Source organism: Pseudacidobacterium ailaaui, assembly GCF_000688455.1.
Lineage (GTDB): Bacteria > Acidobacteriota > Terriglobia > Terriglobales > Acidobacteriaceae > Pseudacidobacterium > Pseudacidobacterium ailaaui.
Window position 1 is genome coordinate 139,372 of sequence record NZ_JIAL01000001.1, and the last position, 15,484, is coordinate 154,855.

10 protein-coding genes are annotated in these 15,484 nt (G+C 55.3%); 2 read left to right on the top strand and 8 right to left on the bottom strand.

Annotated features, from left to right (window positions below; translation table 11 throughout):
* Nucleotides 1-15 precede the first annotated feature (15 nt).
* From N655_RS0100625 to metG, 4 genes are all read right to left on the bottom strand, one after another.
* Nucleotides 16-1,005 carry a polyprenyl synthetase family protein gene (locus tag N655_RS0100625; protein WP_026441437.1) on the bottom strand — a complete coding sequence of 330 codons (990 nt, stop codon included), beginning with the start codon at nt 1,003-1,005 and terminating at the stop codon, nt 16-18.
* Nucleotides 1,006-1,016: 11 nt separating this feature from the next.
* Nucleotides 1,017-1,517, bottom strand: coding sequence for a YajQ family cyclic di-GMP-binding protein (locus N655_RS0100630; protein ID WP_026441438.1), 501 nt, complete (start codon nt 1,515-1,517; stop codon nt 1,017-1,019).
* A gap of 40 nt (nt 1,518-1,557) precedes the next feature.
* Nucleotides 1,558-2,385 (bottom strand): TatD family hydrolase, encoded by an 828-nt coding sequence (locus N655_RS0100635; protein ID WP_026441439.1) that lies wholly within the window; start codon nt 2,383-2,385, stop codon nt 1,558-1,560.
* Nucleotides 2,386-2,555: 170 nt separating this feature from the next.
* Nucleotides 2,556-4,565 (bottom strand): methionine--tRNA ligase, encoded by a 2,010-nt coding sequence (gene metG, locus N655_RS0100640; protein ID WP_026441440.1) that lies wholly within the window; start codon nt 4,563-4,565, stop codon nt 2,556-2,558.
* A gap of 138 nt (nt 4,566-4,703) precedes the next feature.
* Here metG and N655_RS0100645 point away from each other — a divergent pair, with 138 nt between their 5' ends.
* Together N655_RS0100645 and N655_RS0100650 are read left to right on the top strand one after the other, a co-directional pair.
* On the top strand, nt 4,704-6,722 hold the full coding sequence (locus tag N655_RS0100645) for an arginine--tRNA ligase (protein ID WP_026441441.1): 2,019 nt from the start codon (nt 4,704-4,706) through the stop codon (nt 6,720-6,722).
* A gap of 57 nt (nt 6,723-6,779) precedes the next feature.
* Complete coding sequence (locus N655_RS0100650; RefSeq protein WP_026441442.1) at nt 6,780-8,852, top strand: S9 family peptidase; 2,073 nt, start codon at nt 6,780-6,782, stop codon at nt 8,850-8,852.
* Nucleotides 8,853-9,038: 186 nt separating this feature from the next.
* Here the strand turns inward: N655_RS0100650 and N655_RS16550 are convergent, their stop codons facing one another.
* The 4 genes from N655_RS16550 to N655_RS0100670 form a co-directional block, all read right to left on the bottom strand.
* Nucleotides 9,039-11,165, bottom strand: coding sequence for a glutaminase family protein (locus N655_RS16550; RefSeq protein WP_044933735.1), 2,127 nt, complete (start codon nt 11,163-11,165; stop codon nt 9,039-9,041).
* Nucleotides 11,166-11,434: 269 nt separating this feature from the next.
* A complete protein-coding gene (locus N655_RS0100660) occupies nt 11,435-12,121 on the bottom strand; it encodes a M48 family metalloprotease (RefSeq protein ID WP_026441443.1) in 687 nt (228 codons plus the stop codon).
* Between the two features lie 31 nt (nt 12,122-12,152).
* Entirely contained in the window at nt 12,153-13,967 is a 1,815-nt protein-coding gene (locus N655_RS0100665) for a beta-L-arabinofuranosidase domain-containing protein (protein ID WP_238324413.1), read from the bottom strand.
* A gap of 53 nt (nt 13,968-14,020) precedes the next feature.
* Nucleotides 14,021-15,484, bottom strand: coding sequence for a tetratricopeptide repeat protein (locus tag N655_RS0100670; protein WP_162173461.1), 1,464 nt, complete (start codon nt 15,482-15,484; stop codon nt 14,021-14,023).

Consider the following 15,484-nt stretch of genomic DNA (forward strand, 5'->3'; position numbering starts at 1 on the left):
ACAGCCTGGAGCCTGTTATTTCTCGCGGGCCAGGACAAAGTCTGGCACCCAAAGCAGCGCCCGTTTATAGTCGGAATCCGGAAGGCCGGAGAGGGCGGCCCTGGCCCTTTCCGCATAATGGAAGGCCACGTTCATGGCATGGTCCAGAGATCCGTTTCGGACGAGAATGGCCAGAATCTCATCATGTCTGACCCGGTTGAAACTGCGATCGGACAGCACCTTCAGGATGGCCTCGCGGTCCTGCGCCGTGCCATGTTCCAGGGAATGAATCACGGCCAGTGTGGCCTTCCCTTCGCGCAGGTCACTGGCAACCGGTTTGCCGAGGACTTCTTCGGTTGCCGTCAGGTCCAGGACATCATCTACGATCTGAAAAGCCATGCCGAGGGAATGCCCATATTCACCCATCTGTGCTTCGGCATCCCCGTTTTGGTTGGCCAGCACCGAACCGAGGCGCATGGAGACCTCAAATAGACAGGCCGTCTTACGGTAGATGAGATCGTTATATTCCTGTTCGGTGACGGGGCGGCCCAGTGTTTCCATCTGAAGCAGTTCCCCTTCCACCATTTGCTGTGTCAGGTTGATGAGCAGGTCGAGCACCTTGAAGTTACGCTCTTCCAAGGCCACGCGGAAGGCCTGCATGTAAAGCCAGTCCCCGGCAAGGACGCATTTGGCGTTGCCCCATGTAGTGTTGGCTGAGGGGCGGCCGCGGCGGGTATCGGCTGAATCAATAATGTCGTCGTGGACCAGCGTGGCCGTATGCACCATTTCGACGACAGCGCCCAGGCGCACCATGCCTGGTCCGGAATAGCCCTGCGACCGGGCCGAGAGCAAAAGAAGCGATGGGCGAATGCGTTTGCCACCGCCCTCACGCAGATATTCGGAAATTTCCGTAATGGCCTTGACAGAGGAGATGGCGTCCTCGCCAAACTCGCGCTCAATGGAGCACAGGTCATCATGTAGAAGATCGAAGACCTCTTTGGCCGTGGCAATGGTTGTCGTGCTCACTCGCTCTCCGTCTAGTTCGACCGGTAATTCGTAAACTGCATGTCAATACCGAGGTCCTTTGATTTCAGCAGGGCGATGATCTCCTGCAGAGTATCGCGGTCCTTGCTGGAAACACGCACCGTGTCCCCCTGTATTGAGGCCTGGGCCTTTTTTTTCGAGTCTTTAATGATGCGAACAATCTCCTTTGCCTTCTCGGTTGGAATGCCCTGCTGAAGGCTGATTTTCTGGCGTACGGTAGAACCCGCCGCAGGCTCTACTTTTCCATAAGTGAGCGCTTTGAGTGAGATGCCGCGTTTGACCAGCTTCTGACGCAAAATTTCATTGACTGCCTCCAGTTTGTACTCATCAGCAGAGGCAAGCTGGATCGTCTGGTCGCCTTCAAGATGGACCTCTGAGTGGGAGTCCTTTAGATCAAAGCGCGTGCGGACCTCCTTGACCGCCTGCTCGATGGCATTGCGTACCTCCTGAAGGTCTACTTTGCTCACGATGTCAAAAGAATTTTCCCCGGCCATGACCTCAGCTCTCTTTTCTTTGGATAAACTACGCCTGATTTCAGTGTGCCATGTATTGCGCAATATTGAAAAACCGATGAAAGTTTTCCGCCGTGCGAAAAGCAACTTCCTGGGAAGCAAGATGTCGGATTTCCGCCAGTTTCTCCGCTACGCCCACGACCCAGGCCGGCTCGTTGCGCTTGCCGCGGTTCGGGACAGGGGCAAGAAAGGGGGCATCTGTTTCAACGAGCATCCAGTCCAGCGGTACCTTTGCGGCCACATCCCGGAGAGGCTGGGCCTTCGGAAAGGTAATGTTTCCGGCAAAGGAAATAAGAAAACCGCAGTCCATGGCCCGTTTTGCGTGCTGCCACTCTCCGGTAAAGCAATGCAGAATGCCACCAAGTCCTTTGGGTGCCCACTCCTGCTCGATGATGGTCAAAGTGTCGTCCCAGGCATTGGTACTGTTCTCCGATGGACGGCAGTGGATGATGATGGGTCTTCTGCGCACGGCGGCAATTTCCATCTGCTGAAGGAAAACTTCTTTCTGTGTGTCGCGTGGCGAATGATCGTAGAAATAATCAAGACCGATTTCGCCACAGGCGATGACTTCTGGCTGTTGCAGCAGTCCATCAAGCCTGGAAAGAGCGGCCGCATCCGCAAGCTGGGCCTCATGAGGATGGACCCCAGCAGACGCAAAAATGCGCGGGGTATCCGGGCGTCCAGCGTAGGCCCGGCTGATTTCAAGCGCACGATGCATCGTATCTGGCCCGTCGCCTATGCCAATGGAGAGGACCGTGCGCACTCCCGCAGCCCAGGCGCGCGAAAGCATGGTATCGCGGTCCTCGTCGTAACGTGGGCTGTCGAGATGGGCGTGGGAATCTATAAACACTTGGACCTCTGCTGATGTTTCTACCGATTTTTCATTCCGGGCGAAAAGACCGGCTTTTCTTTGTCCAGCAAATTTCTCTGGGAACCATCACAAAAGCAGGTCTTGCCTCTTCACTATGCTCCGGGTCAGTATCGAAAAATCCGTTGTGACAATAAAAAATCACAGGACATCTACTTCAACCGTGCGCCCACCTCTACATCCTCCAGAAACCCGGCGAGCACGGGCCTTCCTTTTTCACCGAGCGAAGCTGCAACAATCATGCCATTTGATTCAAGGCCGCGCAGCTTGCGCGGAGCCAGATTGGCGACAATCACGACCTTACGTCCAATGAGCGATTCCGGCTCGTAGGCTTCGGCGATTCCGGCCAGAATCTGACGCTGCTCGTAGCCGAGGTCTACTTCTAGGCGTAAAAGCTTGTCGGCCTTGGGAACGCGCTCGGCGACCTTGATCTGCGCGACACGCAACTCGACCTTCATGAAGTCATCAATGCTGATTTTTTCATTCGTCTGAGCGTGGGTCGCGACCTGCCCTGCCGCCGCCTCTGCCCCTTTTGATTCTGCAGGGGCCGGCGCCACAGAAGGCTGCTCTTCGGGTTTGGGTGCGTTGTTTTTTTGTTCGATTTCCTGCATGTGTGTGATTGCGTCCTTTTCTGCGCGTGGGAAGACGGGGGAAAGTTCGCCCAGCCTTGTGCCGGGCTTGAGCCCTCCCCATTCGATGTTTTTTAGATCAGCTTGCTTGATGTCACCCAGGCCGAGTTGTGCCCAGACTTTTGCGGCCGCGTCGGGAATGATGGGATAGACCAGCGCCGTGATGATGCGGAGGGCTTCGGCTGCCGTATAGAGCACGTCTGCACGATATTGCTGCTGCTCTCGGTCGCTGATGTCCGTGCGGGCCTTCCAGGGCGCCCGAGACGTAAGAAAGCCGTCCACAGCGCCAATGAAGCTCCATAGTGTTTCCAGAGCACGAGAAAAATTCAGCGAGTCACATTCTTTGCCAAAATTTGCAATGTATGCCGCCGTTTCTTTGCAAAGACCAGCTTCGCATGGGGCCGCATCTGGGATGGTGCCTTCAAAATACCGCTGGACCATGGCCAGCGTGCGGCTAGCAAGGTTCCCATATCCGTTGGCCAAATCGCTGTTGTACCGCTGCACGAGCGCGTCGAAAGAGAAGCCGCCGTCCTGCCCGAAGACGATCTCACGCAGCAGGAAGTAACGCAGCGCGTCGGCCCCCAGGACTTCAAGAATCGTTTCGGCGCGGACGATGTTTCCGCGCGACTTCGACATTTTGCTCTCTTCAAAAAGCAGCCATCCGTGGGCGACGATGCTCTTGGGCAGAGGCAGTCCGGCTGCCATGAGAAACGCAGGCCAATAGACACAGTGGAAGCGGCTGATTTCCTTGCCGATGATGTGCAGGTCAGCAGGCCAGAACTTCTTAAACCTTTCCTGCTCTTTCGGGTCTTCGCTGCCCCATCCGAGGGCGGTGATGTAGTTGGCGAGCGCATCCAGCCAGACGTAGATGACATGCTTTTCATCGCCAGGGACCGGAATGCCCCACTTGAAGCTGGTGCGGCTTACGGAGAGGTCCTTAAGGCCGCTGCGCACGAAAGAGATGACCTCATTGCGGCGTGTTTCCGGACGGACAAAATCCGGGTTTGCATCATAAAATTCCAGTAGCTTACGCTCAAAGGCCGAAAGTTTAAAGAAGTAGTTCTCCTCGCTCACGGTTTCCGTCGTGCGCCCGCAGTCGGGACAAGGCGAGCCGGGAGGCGCGTCTACATAAAGCTCGTCGAAGACGCAGTACTGACCTGTGTAAGTGCCTTTGTAGATGTATCCGCTGTCTTTGAGCAGTGCAAAGAACTTCTGTACGGCGCGTTTGTGACGCGGCTCGGTGGTGCGGATGAAATCGTCATAGCTGAGGCCCATGCGGTCCCATAGGCCTTTGAACTCGGCAGCGACTCTATCGGTAAATTCCTGGGGTGCAATTCCGGCCTGGCGCGCTGAGCGTTCGATCTTCTGACCATGCTCATCGGTCCCGGTCAAAAACCAGGTATCGAAGCCGAGGGCACGTTTACGGCGGGCAATGACATCGGCAACGATGGTGGTATAGGCGTGTCCGATATGCGGACGCGCGTTGACATAGTAAATCGGGGTCGTCAGGTAATACTTGCCGGGGTTCGACATGCGCAGAATTCTGGATTTCGCTACTCTTTTCATCTTAGAACATACGGGTGCATTCCGTGTGTCCTGCCCGGAATGGGGGCGCATGGCTGATAGAATCAAGCAGGATACCGAACTTCTGAACTGGTCGATTCTTTCCACGTGTACCTGAGAGAACAAAAAAAACTGCTTGCCCGCCTGCGCGAGATTTTGCGCTTGAAATTTCAGATTGAACTGGACACAATCGCCATCGAGCAGCCGCCAGAGATACGGTTTGGTGAATATGCTCTGCCGATTGCCTTTGAGCTGGCGCGCAGGCTCAAAAAAGCTCCCCGCAAAATTGCCGAGGAGATTGTGGGGGAGCTGTCTCCGCTGGAAGGCTTTGCCGGATTCGAGGTTGCAGGCGCCGGGTACATCAACGCAAAGCTGGATCGTAGCCTTGCAGCACAGCAAATTGCTTCAGGAACCGAGGTCGAAACTCCGGAAGCTGCGCTACATGCGCTGGTAGAGCACACCAGCATTAACCCGAACAAGGCCGCCCATGTGGGGCACTTGCGCAATGCCATCCTGGGTGACACATTTGTGCGACTGCTGCGCGCGGCAGGACACAAGGTAGACGTGCAGAACTACATTGACAACACCGGAGTACAGGTGGCCGATGTGGTCGTGGGTTTGATGCATCTCGAAAAACTTTCGCTGGATGGTGTCAAAGCGCTGATGGCTGAGCTCGAACAGCGCGGCGAGAAAATTGATTACTATTGCTGGGACCTTTATGCACGCGTCTCACAATGGTACGAGGCAGAGGAAGGCGAAATACAAACCCGCAAACAAATCCGCCTGAACACGCTCCACGCCATTGAAGAAGGGTCCGGCGAGACGGCACAGATCGCCGACCTCATCTCTACTGCCATTTTGAGGCGGCACCTGGAAACCATGCTGCGGCTGGGCATTGAATATGACCTGCTGCCGCGCGAGAGCGAGATCCTTCATCTGCATTTCTGGAACCTGGCCTTCGCGCAACTCAAAGAAAGTGGCGTTCTCTACTACGAGAATGCGGGCAAGAACAAGGGATGTTGGGTGATGAAACGGGCAGGGAGTGCTGGCCGTACGGGCGGAGATGACGCAGAGAACCAAGCGGGACCTGGAGAAGAAAACGGTCCGGATGAAGATGCGAAAGTCATCGTCCGCTCGAATGGCACGGTAACGTATGTTGGCAAGGACATTGCCTATCATCTCTGGAAATTTGGTCTGCTGGGACGCGACTTCGCATATCGCAAGTTTTTCGAGTATCCGAGCCATACGTGTTGGATTTCTGCCGAACAGGGCGAAGCGGACCATCCGCACTTCGGCGGAGCGCAGGCCATTTACAACGTGATTGATTCGCGCCAGGCAGATCCGCAGGCCAACGTCATCGAGGCGCTGCGCGGACTGGGATACACGGAGCAGGCCAGCCGTTATACGCATTTTTCCTATGAGATGGTCGCGCTGACCCCGCGATGCGCCGAAGAACTGGGATACGAGATTCCTGAAGAAGACCGGGCACGGCCTTATATCGAAGTCTCAGGCCGCAAAGGCTTTGGCGTAAAAGCCGATGACCTGATCGACAAGCTCGTTGCCGCAACAAGGAAGGAAGTAGACGGCCGTCATCCGGAACTGAGCGCTACAGAACGCGAGCAGATTGCTCATGAAATTGCCGTGGGCGCACTGCGCTACTTCATGCTGAAGTACACGCGCAATACCGTGATTGCCTTTGACTTTCATGAGGCGCTGAGCTTTGAAGGAGAGACCGGACCCTATTTGCAGTATGCCGTGGTGCGCACACGCAGCATCTTCCGCAAGGCCGGCACCACACCCGAACAGGCACTGGCAGATTTCGCCGGCGTCGACACGTCTGGTTATCTCAGCGGCGAGGACGGCGACGGAATCTGGCAAGTGTGGCTGCGCGCCGCTAAAACATCACTGCTTCTTGATCAGTGCATCGCCACAGCGGAGCCTGCGTATCTGGCCAAGCACGCCTTTCAGCTTGCCCAAGAGTTCAGCAACTTCTATCGCAAACACCATATTCTGACGGAGCCAGATCCGCAGCGGAAGAAGTTTCTTCTGGCCACGGCTGCCGTTACGCAGCGCGAGCTCGTACGCTCCCTCGCCTGGCTCGGCATCAGCGCGCCAGAAGTCATGTAAAACTCATCGGTTTTCCTCTGGACCAGACTGTGCTCATCATCCGCTATCCTGAGAGTGATGAGCACGATCCCTTCGATAACCCCTCCTCGCGCACGCGCCAGCCGTAAGGAAACGACTGTGCACGGCCATGTTCTGGTAGATGATTTTGCCTGGCTGCGGGAAAAGGACAATCCGGAGACCATTGCCTATCTGGAGGCAGAAAATGCCTATACGGCTGCTGTGATGGAGCCAACGGCCGGGCTTCAGGAAAAGCTCTACCGCGAAATGCTCAGCCACATCCAAGAGACGGATGTCTCTGTTCCCTATCGTGATGGCGATTACCGGTATTACTCGCGCACCGAGGAGGGCCTGCAATATCCCATCTATTGCCGCAAACACCTGGACCTTGACGCACCGGAGATCGTCATCCTCGACGTGAACGAGCTCGCAAAGGGTGAGAGTTTTATGGCCATTGGCGCTTTTGCCGTCTCGGATGATGGCAACCTGCTCGCCTTTTCCAAGGACATAAAGGGCTTTCGCCAGTACACGCTGCAGGTGAAAGATCTGCGCACGGGAGAGCTTCTGCCGGAGCGGGTGGAACGTGTTGGCTCCATCGTTTGGGCGTCCGACAGTCGAACGCTCTTTTACACCGTTGAAGATGAAGTCCAGAAGCGCCAATACCAGCTCTTCCGGCATGTTCTGGGAACGCCGCACGAGCAGGATGTGCTCGTCTATGAGGAAATGGACGAGCGCTTCAATCTGGGAGCAGGCCGCACACGCGACCGCAAATACATCATTCTTGAATCTGGAAGTCATACCACCAGCGAAGCCCGCTTTGTCCCCTCAGATGGGCCGGAGGGAGAGTTTCGCCTGATTGCTCCTCGCCGGGAGAACATAGAGTATTCCCCTGAGCACCGCAACGGGCACTGGTTTCTTCGGATTAATGACACCGGGCGCAACTTTCGTCTGGTGACCACACCGGTGGAGAACTCTGCTCCCGAGGGCTGGCCAGAGCTGATCCCGCACAGACCTGATGTGATGCTTGAAGATGTTGAGTTATTCTCAGGATTTTATGTTACCTGTGAGCGAGAGAACGGTCTCCAACGTCTGCATGTCCATCGCTTTTCAGGAGCCGGAACGAACACGCTGCCTGCCCAGGAAATTGCCTTTCCGGAGCCGGTCTATCTTGTGTATTCTCATGTGAATCGTATCTTTGAGACCACGGTCTTTCGTTATGGCTATCAGTCGCTGGTAACACCCAGTTCCGTCTACGAATATGACGTGATGACTGGCGAGTCGAAGCTACTCAAGCAGCAGGAGGTACCCGGCGGCTTCGACCGGACCAATTATGCATCGGAACGCATCTTCGCTCCAGCGCAGGATGGAGTCAAAGTCCCGGTCTCGCTCGTATATCGAAAAGACATGTTCGAGCGTGGCAGGAATCCGCTTTACGTTTATGGATATGGATCTTATGGCTATTCGCTGCCGGTCGGCTTTAATTCAAACCGTCTCTGCCTGCTAGACCGCGGCTTTGTGATGGCCTACGCGCACATTCGCGGTGGCGGTGACCTCGGCAAACCCTGGCACGACGCCGGACGCCTGCTTAACAAACGCAATACTTTTACCGATTTCATCGCCGTGGTCGAACATCTGACGACGAACGGCTATGGCGACTCCACTCGTGTTGCAATTGAAGGCGGAAGCGCAGGGGGGCTGCTGATGGGCGCAGTGACCAATATGCGTCCGGAGCTGTTCCGCGCCGTCATCTCGCATGTGCCTTTTGTAGATGTCATGAACACGATGCTCGATGCTTCGCTGCCGCTCACGGTGCCGGAGTATGAGGAATGGGGCAATCCCAATGAGAGAGAATTCTTCGAGTACATGCTGAGCTACTCGCCTTATGACAACCTGGAAGCCAAGCCCTACCCTGCAATGCTGGTGAAGACCTCCCTCTATGACAGCCAGGTGATGTACTGGGAGCCAGCCAAATACGTGGCAAAGCTGCGTACGCTCAAGACTGACAACAATCACCTGCTACTGCACATAAACATGACCGCAGGACACGGTGGCGCATCAGGCCGCTACGATTATCTGCGTGAAATTGCCATGGACTATGCTTTTCTTCTGCGGGAGATGGGGATTGCAGCATAGGCTTCAGGGCGCAGGGTGCGTGTTTGGGCACAGTCCCGGAAGGTCCTGCTACTTGACGCTTTCGCGTGCAACCGACGCCAGAAGCACCGGGCTTTGTGCCCGCTGCTTCTGCGCGATGGACCAAGAGGATTCAGCCTGAACTCGACTGGTCGGGATAAAGCGGTCGGACCTGCATTGAAACAGGTCCTAGTGATTGGCCCCAGAAGGCGCCGCTTCGCCCGCTGCTTGCACCCATTTCTTCCACATTGCTGGATCGGCCAGCATTTTCATGTAAACGCCGCCAACAACGGATCGCGCTTGGAAGCCCACCTGCGTCCCGTCGGTGGTCTCAAACCAGTCACTCAGAGGCACGCGTGAGGGCGACTCGGTCATGTATTTATAGAGAGGGTCCGTAAGCGCGATAAAGTTTTTCTCGCTGCCACTCATGGTTGCTGTCCAGACGATCCAGTCGAGTTTGGTATAGGTTTTGCGATTGTCCAGCGGCAAACCAAAGCTATTCTGGTGCTTCAGATAGAAGGCAGTCTCCTGCTCGATAATCTGCGGCGCAAAAAGGTGCAGCCCAAGCACGCTGTCCCACACGAGATTGTATTTCTGGCTCCAGCTCCCAGGTTGATCAAAAGCGAGCTTGTAGTGGTCACCATCAAGGGCCATGTCTTTCCATTTTGCCGCCATCTGTGCGGCCAGTTTGTGGTATTGCTCCGCCTCCCGTTCTTTGCCCAGCATTTGCGCCAGTTGAGCATAGCTGCCCAGCGCTTCAATGGCCTTAATCGACAGATTCGTATTGTGAGGGAGATGTCCGGCGAAATCGTCCGTACTCAGTTGGTTTTCCGGATCCATGCCTTTTTCTTTGAGGTATTTGGCCCATTTCGTGAGAAGCGGCCAATATTTCTGGGCAAAGGCGGCTGAATTCTCCGCGTGGGCCAGGGCATTGGTCAGAATAATGAGGTTTCCACTCTCTTCCACCGGCATCTGGTCTTCTTCGGTGCGCTCGCCACCTCCATAGACCTGCCCGTTGGCCAGCGGATAGGTGCCCAGATCATGCGGAGCAAAGGGCCAGCGCCAGCGCGGAAGACTGGCATATTGCATCATGGGCTCAAGCTGTGCTTGCAGCAGCTTCGGATTCAGCAGCAGAAAAAACGGAGACGAAGGATACGTCACATCCACCGTATCAATACAACCATTGCTGAAGTTTTCTTTCGAGAAAAGGAAGGGAGTGCCATCCACATCGGCGACCAGCTTGTGGGCAGCGATTGTCTGGCGATAGGCAAGGGTGGCCAATTGCGCATAGTGTGTACCGCCCTCCTTTTCCAGATCCGACGTCAATTCCCTGTCAAACGCTTCAGCCTTTCTGCGCAGCTCCGACTCGTCGGCTTCAGCTTTTTCCAGCATCTCTGCGGTGGTCATTCCATTGCGACGCCAGTAGGCACGCAGACGGCGATTCAGATATTCGATGGAAAAACGATCATCATAAGCAATCATTAGATGGCGGGAAACGGAAGCGCTTCCAACGCTGCCCAAATCAAAGCGCACGGCAAGCAGCGGCAGGCCATGCTTTACCTGGCGCGGCATGTCGAGGTCATCATTCTGCGGAAGTGCTCCATTTTTTGCAAATTGCTCTCTGGCGCCTGCATCGGTTGCCGCCATGTCGAGTCCCTGCTGTGGAGGCACAGCAATGTAGAGCCATCCCCAGTCAATGCGCAGGTTGTCTCCAGACTTTTCAAGCACAGGTTGTGTGTTCGTCCCTATGCGCAGCGCCTGCATATCACCAATCCGCTCGCGCCCCCACACGACGGTATCGTCACCGGTGTTTGTGGCAAGCTGCGCGCTCGCATCAAAGTAGATCATGACTGCATGTTGCTGACTGTCCGTGGACCGGACATCCCAGCCCACATACGTGACAGGTCGCGACAACACATCCAAATCCTGCGGAAGGGCCGGTGTGAAGAAAGTCAAAGTAAGGTGAATCCCTGCATCTTCAAAATCATAGATTGTGCGCGTCGGCCAGATGGTGCGGGAAAGCTGCTTTAAGGCCGGCACACCGTCATCTCCGCGTTCTCCGCCCATAAAACGGTACGTCTTGCCATCGATGCGGACGAGTCCTGCCATCTGCTGTGGAGTACCTGTCCAGTGTCGGGTAGGACCGCCTGCCAGGTCATCATGAAACGACCACACGCTGAAGTAAGGATCATGCATCACCAGCGGTGTGGCAGGGGTCCGCACAGTAAGGGGTTCCTGTGCCGATGCGATATGGAAAGAAAGGCCCAGCAGGAAACCGGCAAGGACAGAAGCAAAGAAAGACCGTCGTAAAGTCATCCTTTTTTTATTACAGGATTTCCTGCATTGTGTAAACGCTAACATTCACCAGTCGCATGCTTTCCGTGTCGGGAGAGAGGAACATGGGGCATTTTTTGCCTTCCACGGGCAAGGGCTAAGCACTCGACCTAATTGTGCTCTTACCACATCCTGAACGTCCGGGGACGGCCTGTGTATCATGTGACCCAATACTGTAACGAATTTCGTCGAGTACTGAATGGCTGTCGGTGTAGCCAAGCTATCGGGTGAGCGAACGTGACAATGGGCTTTCACAGCCGTTTCAGATAGTTCAGGGCATCCTCTAGTTGAGGGAACAGTTTCTCATCTTCCTGAAACTCTCGCGAATGCACGCAACGTCTACCGCCGCGTACCTTTACTGGGTGTTTCAGATGCAGCATCTCGTGATACATCAGGTATTCGATGGCGTAGCGAGGTGTATTCTTTCGGTCAAAGACACGGCTAATCATGATGGTGTTATGGGCCGCGTCATAATGGCCCAGCAGACGGCGGGCCTTGTGTTCGCTCCAGGTAAGCAGAGGGCGTCCCATTAATCCATGAAAGAACCGCTGGTTAAGAGATTCAAAGACCTCTTCCAGGTCGTAGTATTCACCCTTGGCCGTGGAAATTTTCTTCCGTCCGCGCATTTGGCGAATGCGCTCGGTTTGCCGCATCACGTGTTCACTGGATGCGAAACGCCGATAGCGGGCTACATGCATCGGATCCAGCGGCTTGCGGTATAGCTTGGCCAGCAAGATATGAGCAATCGCCCGTAAGACTGACTCTGGCGCGCCCTCCAGCAGATCGGAAAGGCGCACCTTCAACTCGCCATTCCGCAGTCGGATCGTCGTATTCAGACCAGCAAAATGATAAAAATGCACATGAATTGGAGGAATAGGAGCCCGCGGCCGTAGCGCGCGGTACTCCTCATAAAACAATGGCAAAAGCTCAGAGCACACTCAAGCTGAGCGTAGCATAAAGGCTGCACCCTCAGGCAGAGACATCATGGTACAGCCTGTACCTCTCTGTGGAGATTGAGGCAAAAGGTTTCAGCGTCATGCGTTCCCCGCTGGTTTCCACCGTCCAGGCATCTGATCCGCGCGAAACCTGGGAAGCAGCCAGCAACTGTGCACGAGTAAGGCGGCGGTTTGCATCGCCGATGGCAAACAGGGCCAGTGGTCCATGGACAAGGGCAACCGTGTCCGGATGCTTGGTATCCACCTGTTCCAACACATTTGGCATGTCAAAGGAAACCTCAATCCGGTCTTCCTTCTTCCACTCTCGGTCCAACGGCAGAAACGCTCCCGGTTTCAATTCAGACGCCACGCGTTTACCGTTTACAGTCACAGATGTGTTTTTGCCTGCCCAGGCGGGAATGCGGAGTGCAACAACAAAGCGCGCCGCCCGGTCCGGATTGATTTCCAAGGTCGTTTCTGGAACGAGGGGATAGGAGGTTTGCTGGCGAAGCTGTATGCGGACCCCATTTTGTACCCAAGTTACGGTAGAAGGAACATATAAGTTGACGTAAATTCCCTGCCGATGCCGGAAGTAAGAGCTGATGCCATAATCAGCGGTAATCTGCGGAAAAGTGCCCGAGCAACACGGCCATTTGTCATGGTGATAGAACTTTGATCCGGAGTTGTTGTAGTCCGAATAGTAAAAACTGCTGCCATCTTCCAAAAGCGGTTTGGCCCCGAGGATCGTGTTATAGAGGACCCTCTCCATGCTGTCGCCGTATCTGCTGTCTCCGGTTACCCGCAGCAAATAGCGGGTAATCTTGAAGTGTCCGTAAGCTCCGCAAGGAGTTTCAAAGCTGGCATGAGTCCGTGTCAGGCTTTCGCCCATTTCTCCGCTGTCAGGGGGACGAAAGGTCTCGTCCGGGCCCCACCCGCCGGTGGCAAAGCTCTGCGTGCTGCGTACAAATTCAAATCCATTACGCGCGGCCCGCAGATATTTTTCGTTTCCGGTCACCAGGTAGGCCTGCATAGCAGAAGAAAAAGCATTTACATGGCTGTATGCGTGCTCGCCGGGCAGGACGTTCCGTCCCTCTGCCAGCGGATCGAAGTAGGTGTCGTCCTCAAGGAAACGCGCCGCCAGTTGTTTGTATCGCGCACCGGCACCGCGTTTATAGGCAAGATAGAAATTTTCCGGCAGGGTATAAGTCTCGTCCCAGGTAAAAGCAATGTTTTTGTGGGGCCTTTCCGCCTGCTCGCGACGATTAAGCGCCTTCTCCGGCAGAAAAGGCAGGACCGCATCCGTTGCTTTGTTGAGGACCGAGAGGGCCATTGGATCTGCGGCAAACTGGTGCGCGTCAATGAGTCCGCAGTTAGTTTTGTCAAAGGTATAGGCTGGCAGCGGATAATCCACATAGAACTTTTCGCTGACTGTTGCAGCATAACCTTGCACAAGACGATGTACTTTTTCTTGGGTCGGTTTTGAACCGGTCACGGCATAAGCACGGGCCAGAGCGGAAAGATACTGCCCAAAACTGTGACCGGGTACAAAGCCGGTCATATTTCGGGGTGGATCAAAGTCTTGTGAAAAGTTATACCACCCTCCCATGTCCTCACCGGGTGCTGGCAGTCCTGCCCGCTGGCGGAAGGGCTTAAGCAGTTTGTCCTCGTCCAGGGCCAGGAAGAAGGCGTGATTTGCTTGGAACTGCTCCAGCATGGGGCCCTCAAGCAGTTGAACCTCGGAGTAGTCAAACTGAGTAAGCTGCGGCGCAATGACGTCCTGGTTCGCGGCGCTGGCCAGGCTGAATGCGCGGGACTGCAGCATGGCTGATCCTGCTGCGGCTGCGCTCATCTGGAGAAAGATCCTTCTGGAAGGTCTGTACATGATGCACCTCGTAAATTCACCTAAGGTTGTGCTTCCTGCAGCAGATATTTTGTTCTTGCATTCTGCTGCGCGGTCTTGATTTGTTTTAGCCTGGCCACCAGTGCGTCTACCTGCTCTTTTTTCCCAAGACGTCGGTATGCCATCAGCTCCTGATACACGGCCGTGTCATCTTCGGGGTCCAGTTTCAGCGCGATTTCGGCATGATGGATTGCAGACGGCAGATTGTTGGAGCGCAGGTACAGCACGCTCAGCAGATCATGCGCCGGACGGTAGTCTGGTTCTATCGCGATGGCACGTTTCAATGCGGCGATGGCCTCTTCTATTTGCTGCGTTCCGGCATTGTCCTGCTGCGAGAGTGCTTCTGCATACAGATATTGGAGCAGAGGATCATCTTGGTGCTGCAATGCATGCTGCCGAAAGATCGTGAGCGCGGCCCCGTTCTGGTGCTTTTCGCTCTGCATCATGCCGATCGCGTCCTCTGCAAGAGAGAGATTGGGGTTGAGACGGTGTGCGCTTTCAAAATCAGCAATGGCGCCGTCAAACTGGCTAAGCTGTACGAGCAGTACGCCCCGCGCCAGATGAAGGCGTGCATCATTCGGTAACTGGGTAAGTCCTGCCGTCAGCATATCGATCCCTACCTGAAAAGACTGGTGGTTAAAAGAAATGGAGGCAAAGAGCAGATAGTTCTCCGGCTCTTTCGGGTTGGCAAGAATGGCCTGCCGCAACCATTGCACCGCGTCCGGAGTATCGCCCTTGTCTTCCGCGATTTGTGCAGCAAGTCGGAGGGCGGTGGCATCTCCGCCGGTTGAAGACAACAACGGTGAGAGGGCGTGGAGTGCGCCGTCGTAGTCCTTGTTCTTCCATGCGGCGTAAGCAAAGCGCATTCGGTCCTGTGCTGTATCGCTTTGTTCCAGCACGCGGTGGAAGAGGTCTTCCGCCTGCTGAGTATTTCCTGTTTGCAGCAAACAAAAAGCGTACTCCGTTTCCGCCAGCGGATTGACTTCGACCTGCCTGCCTCCTCTGGCAAAGTGTTCTACCGCATGGGGGCAGTCACCCTTTTTCCAGTCCAGGACACCCAGCATGGCATGTGTGGTTTCGTCCTCGGGACGCAGGGCAAGAATGGAGTCCAGCGTTTGCACGGCCTGGGGAGAATGTTCTGCATACTGGATCTGTGCCATCCCTTCAAGTGCCGGTAGAAAGCGCGGGCAGTATCCTAGGGCCTGCTGGAACGATGCCAGTGCCTGCTGCCTTTGCCCCAGATTGTCCTGTGCCATGCCTTTCACCGTGAGCCATCGGCAATCGTGCGGCGCAGCTTTCAGGGCCTGGTCGGCTGAAGCCAGCGCCGCAGAGAAATGATGCTGTTGAAGGTCTTGCATTGCGGAAGCAAAACGACTGTCTGCTCCCTGCGGCATGGCTGGGACCGCAGTCCAGAGCCATGCCGCGATCATAAGAGCAAAGCGTTTGTATAGAGGAAGCACTGTCAC

Excerpts from the sequence above, each read along its gene's own strand:
- N655_RS0100650 (WP_026441442.1), top strand. The coding sequence starts at position 6,780 with ATGAGCACGATCCCTTCGATAACCCCTCCTCGCGCACGCGCCAGCCGT.
- N655_RS16550 (WP_044933735.1), bottom strand. The coding sequence starts at position 11,165 with ATGACTTTACGACGGTCTTTCTTTGCTTCTGTCCTTGCCGGTTTCCTG.
- metG (WP_026441440.1), bottom strand. The coding sequence starts at position 4,565 with ATGTCGAACCCCGGCAAGTATTACCTGACGACCCCGATTTACTATGTC.
- N655_RS0100630 (WP_026441438.1), bottom strand. The coding sequence starts at position 1,517 with ATGGCCGGGGAAAATTCTTTTGACATCGTGAGCAAAGTAGACCTTCAG.
- N655_RS0100665 (WP_238324413.1), bottom strand. The coding sequence starts at position 13,967 with ATGAGCGCAGCCGCAGCAGGATCAGCCATGCTGCAGTCCCGCGCATTC.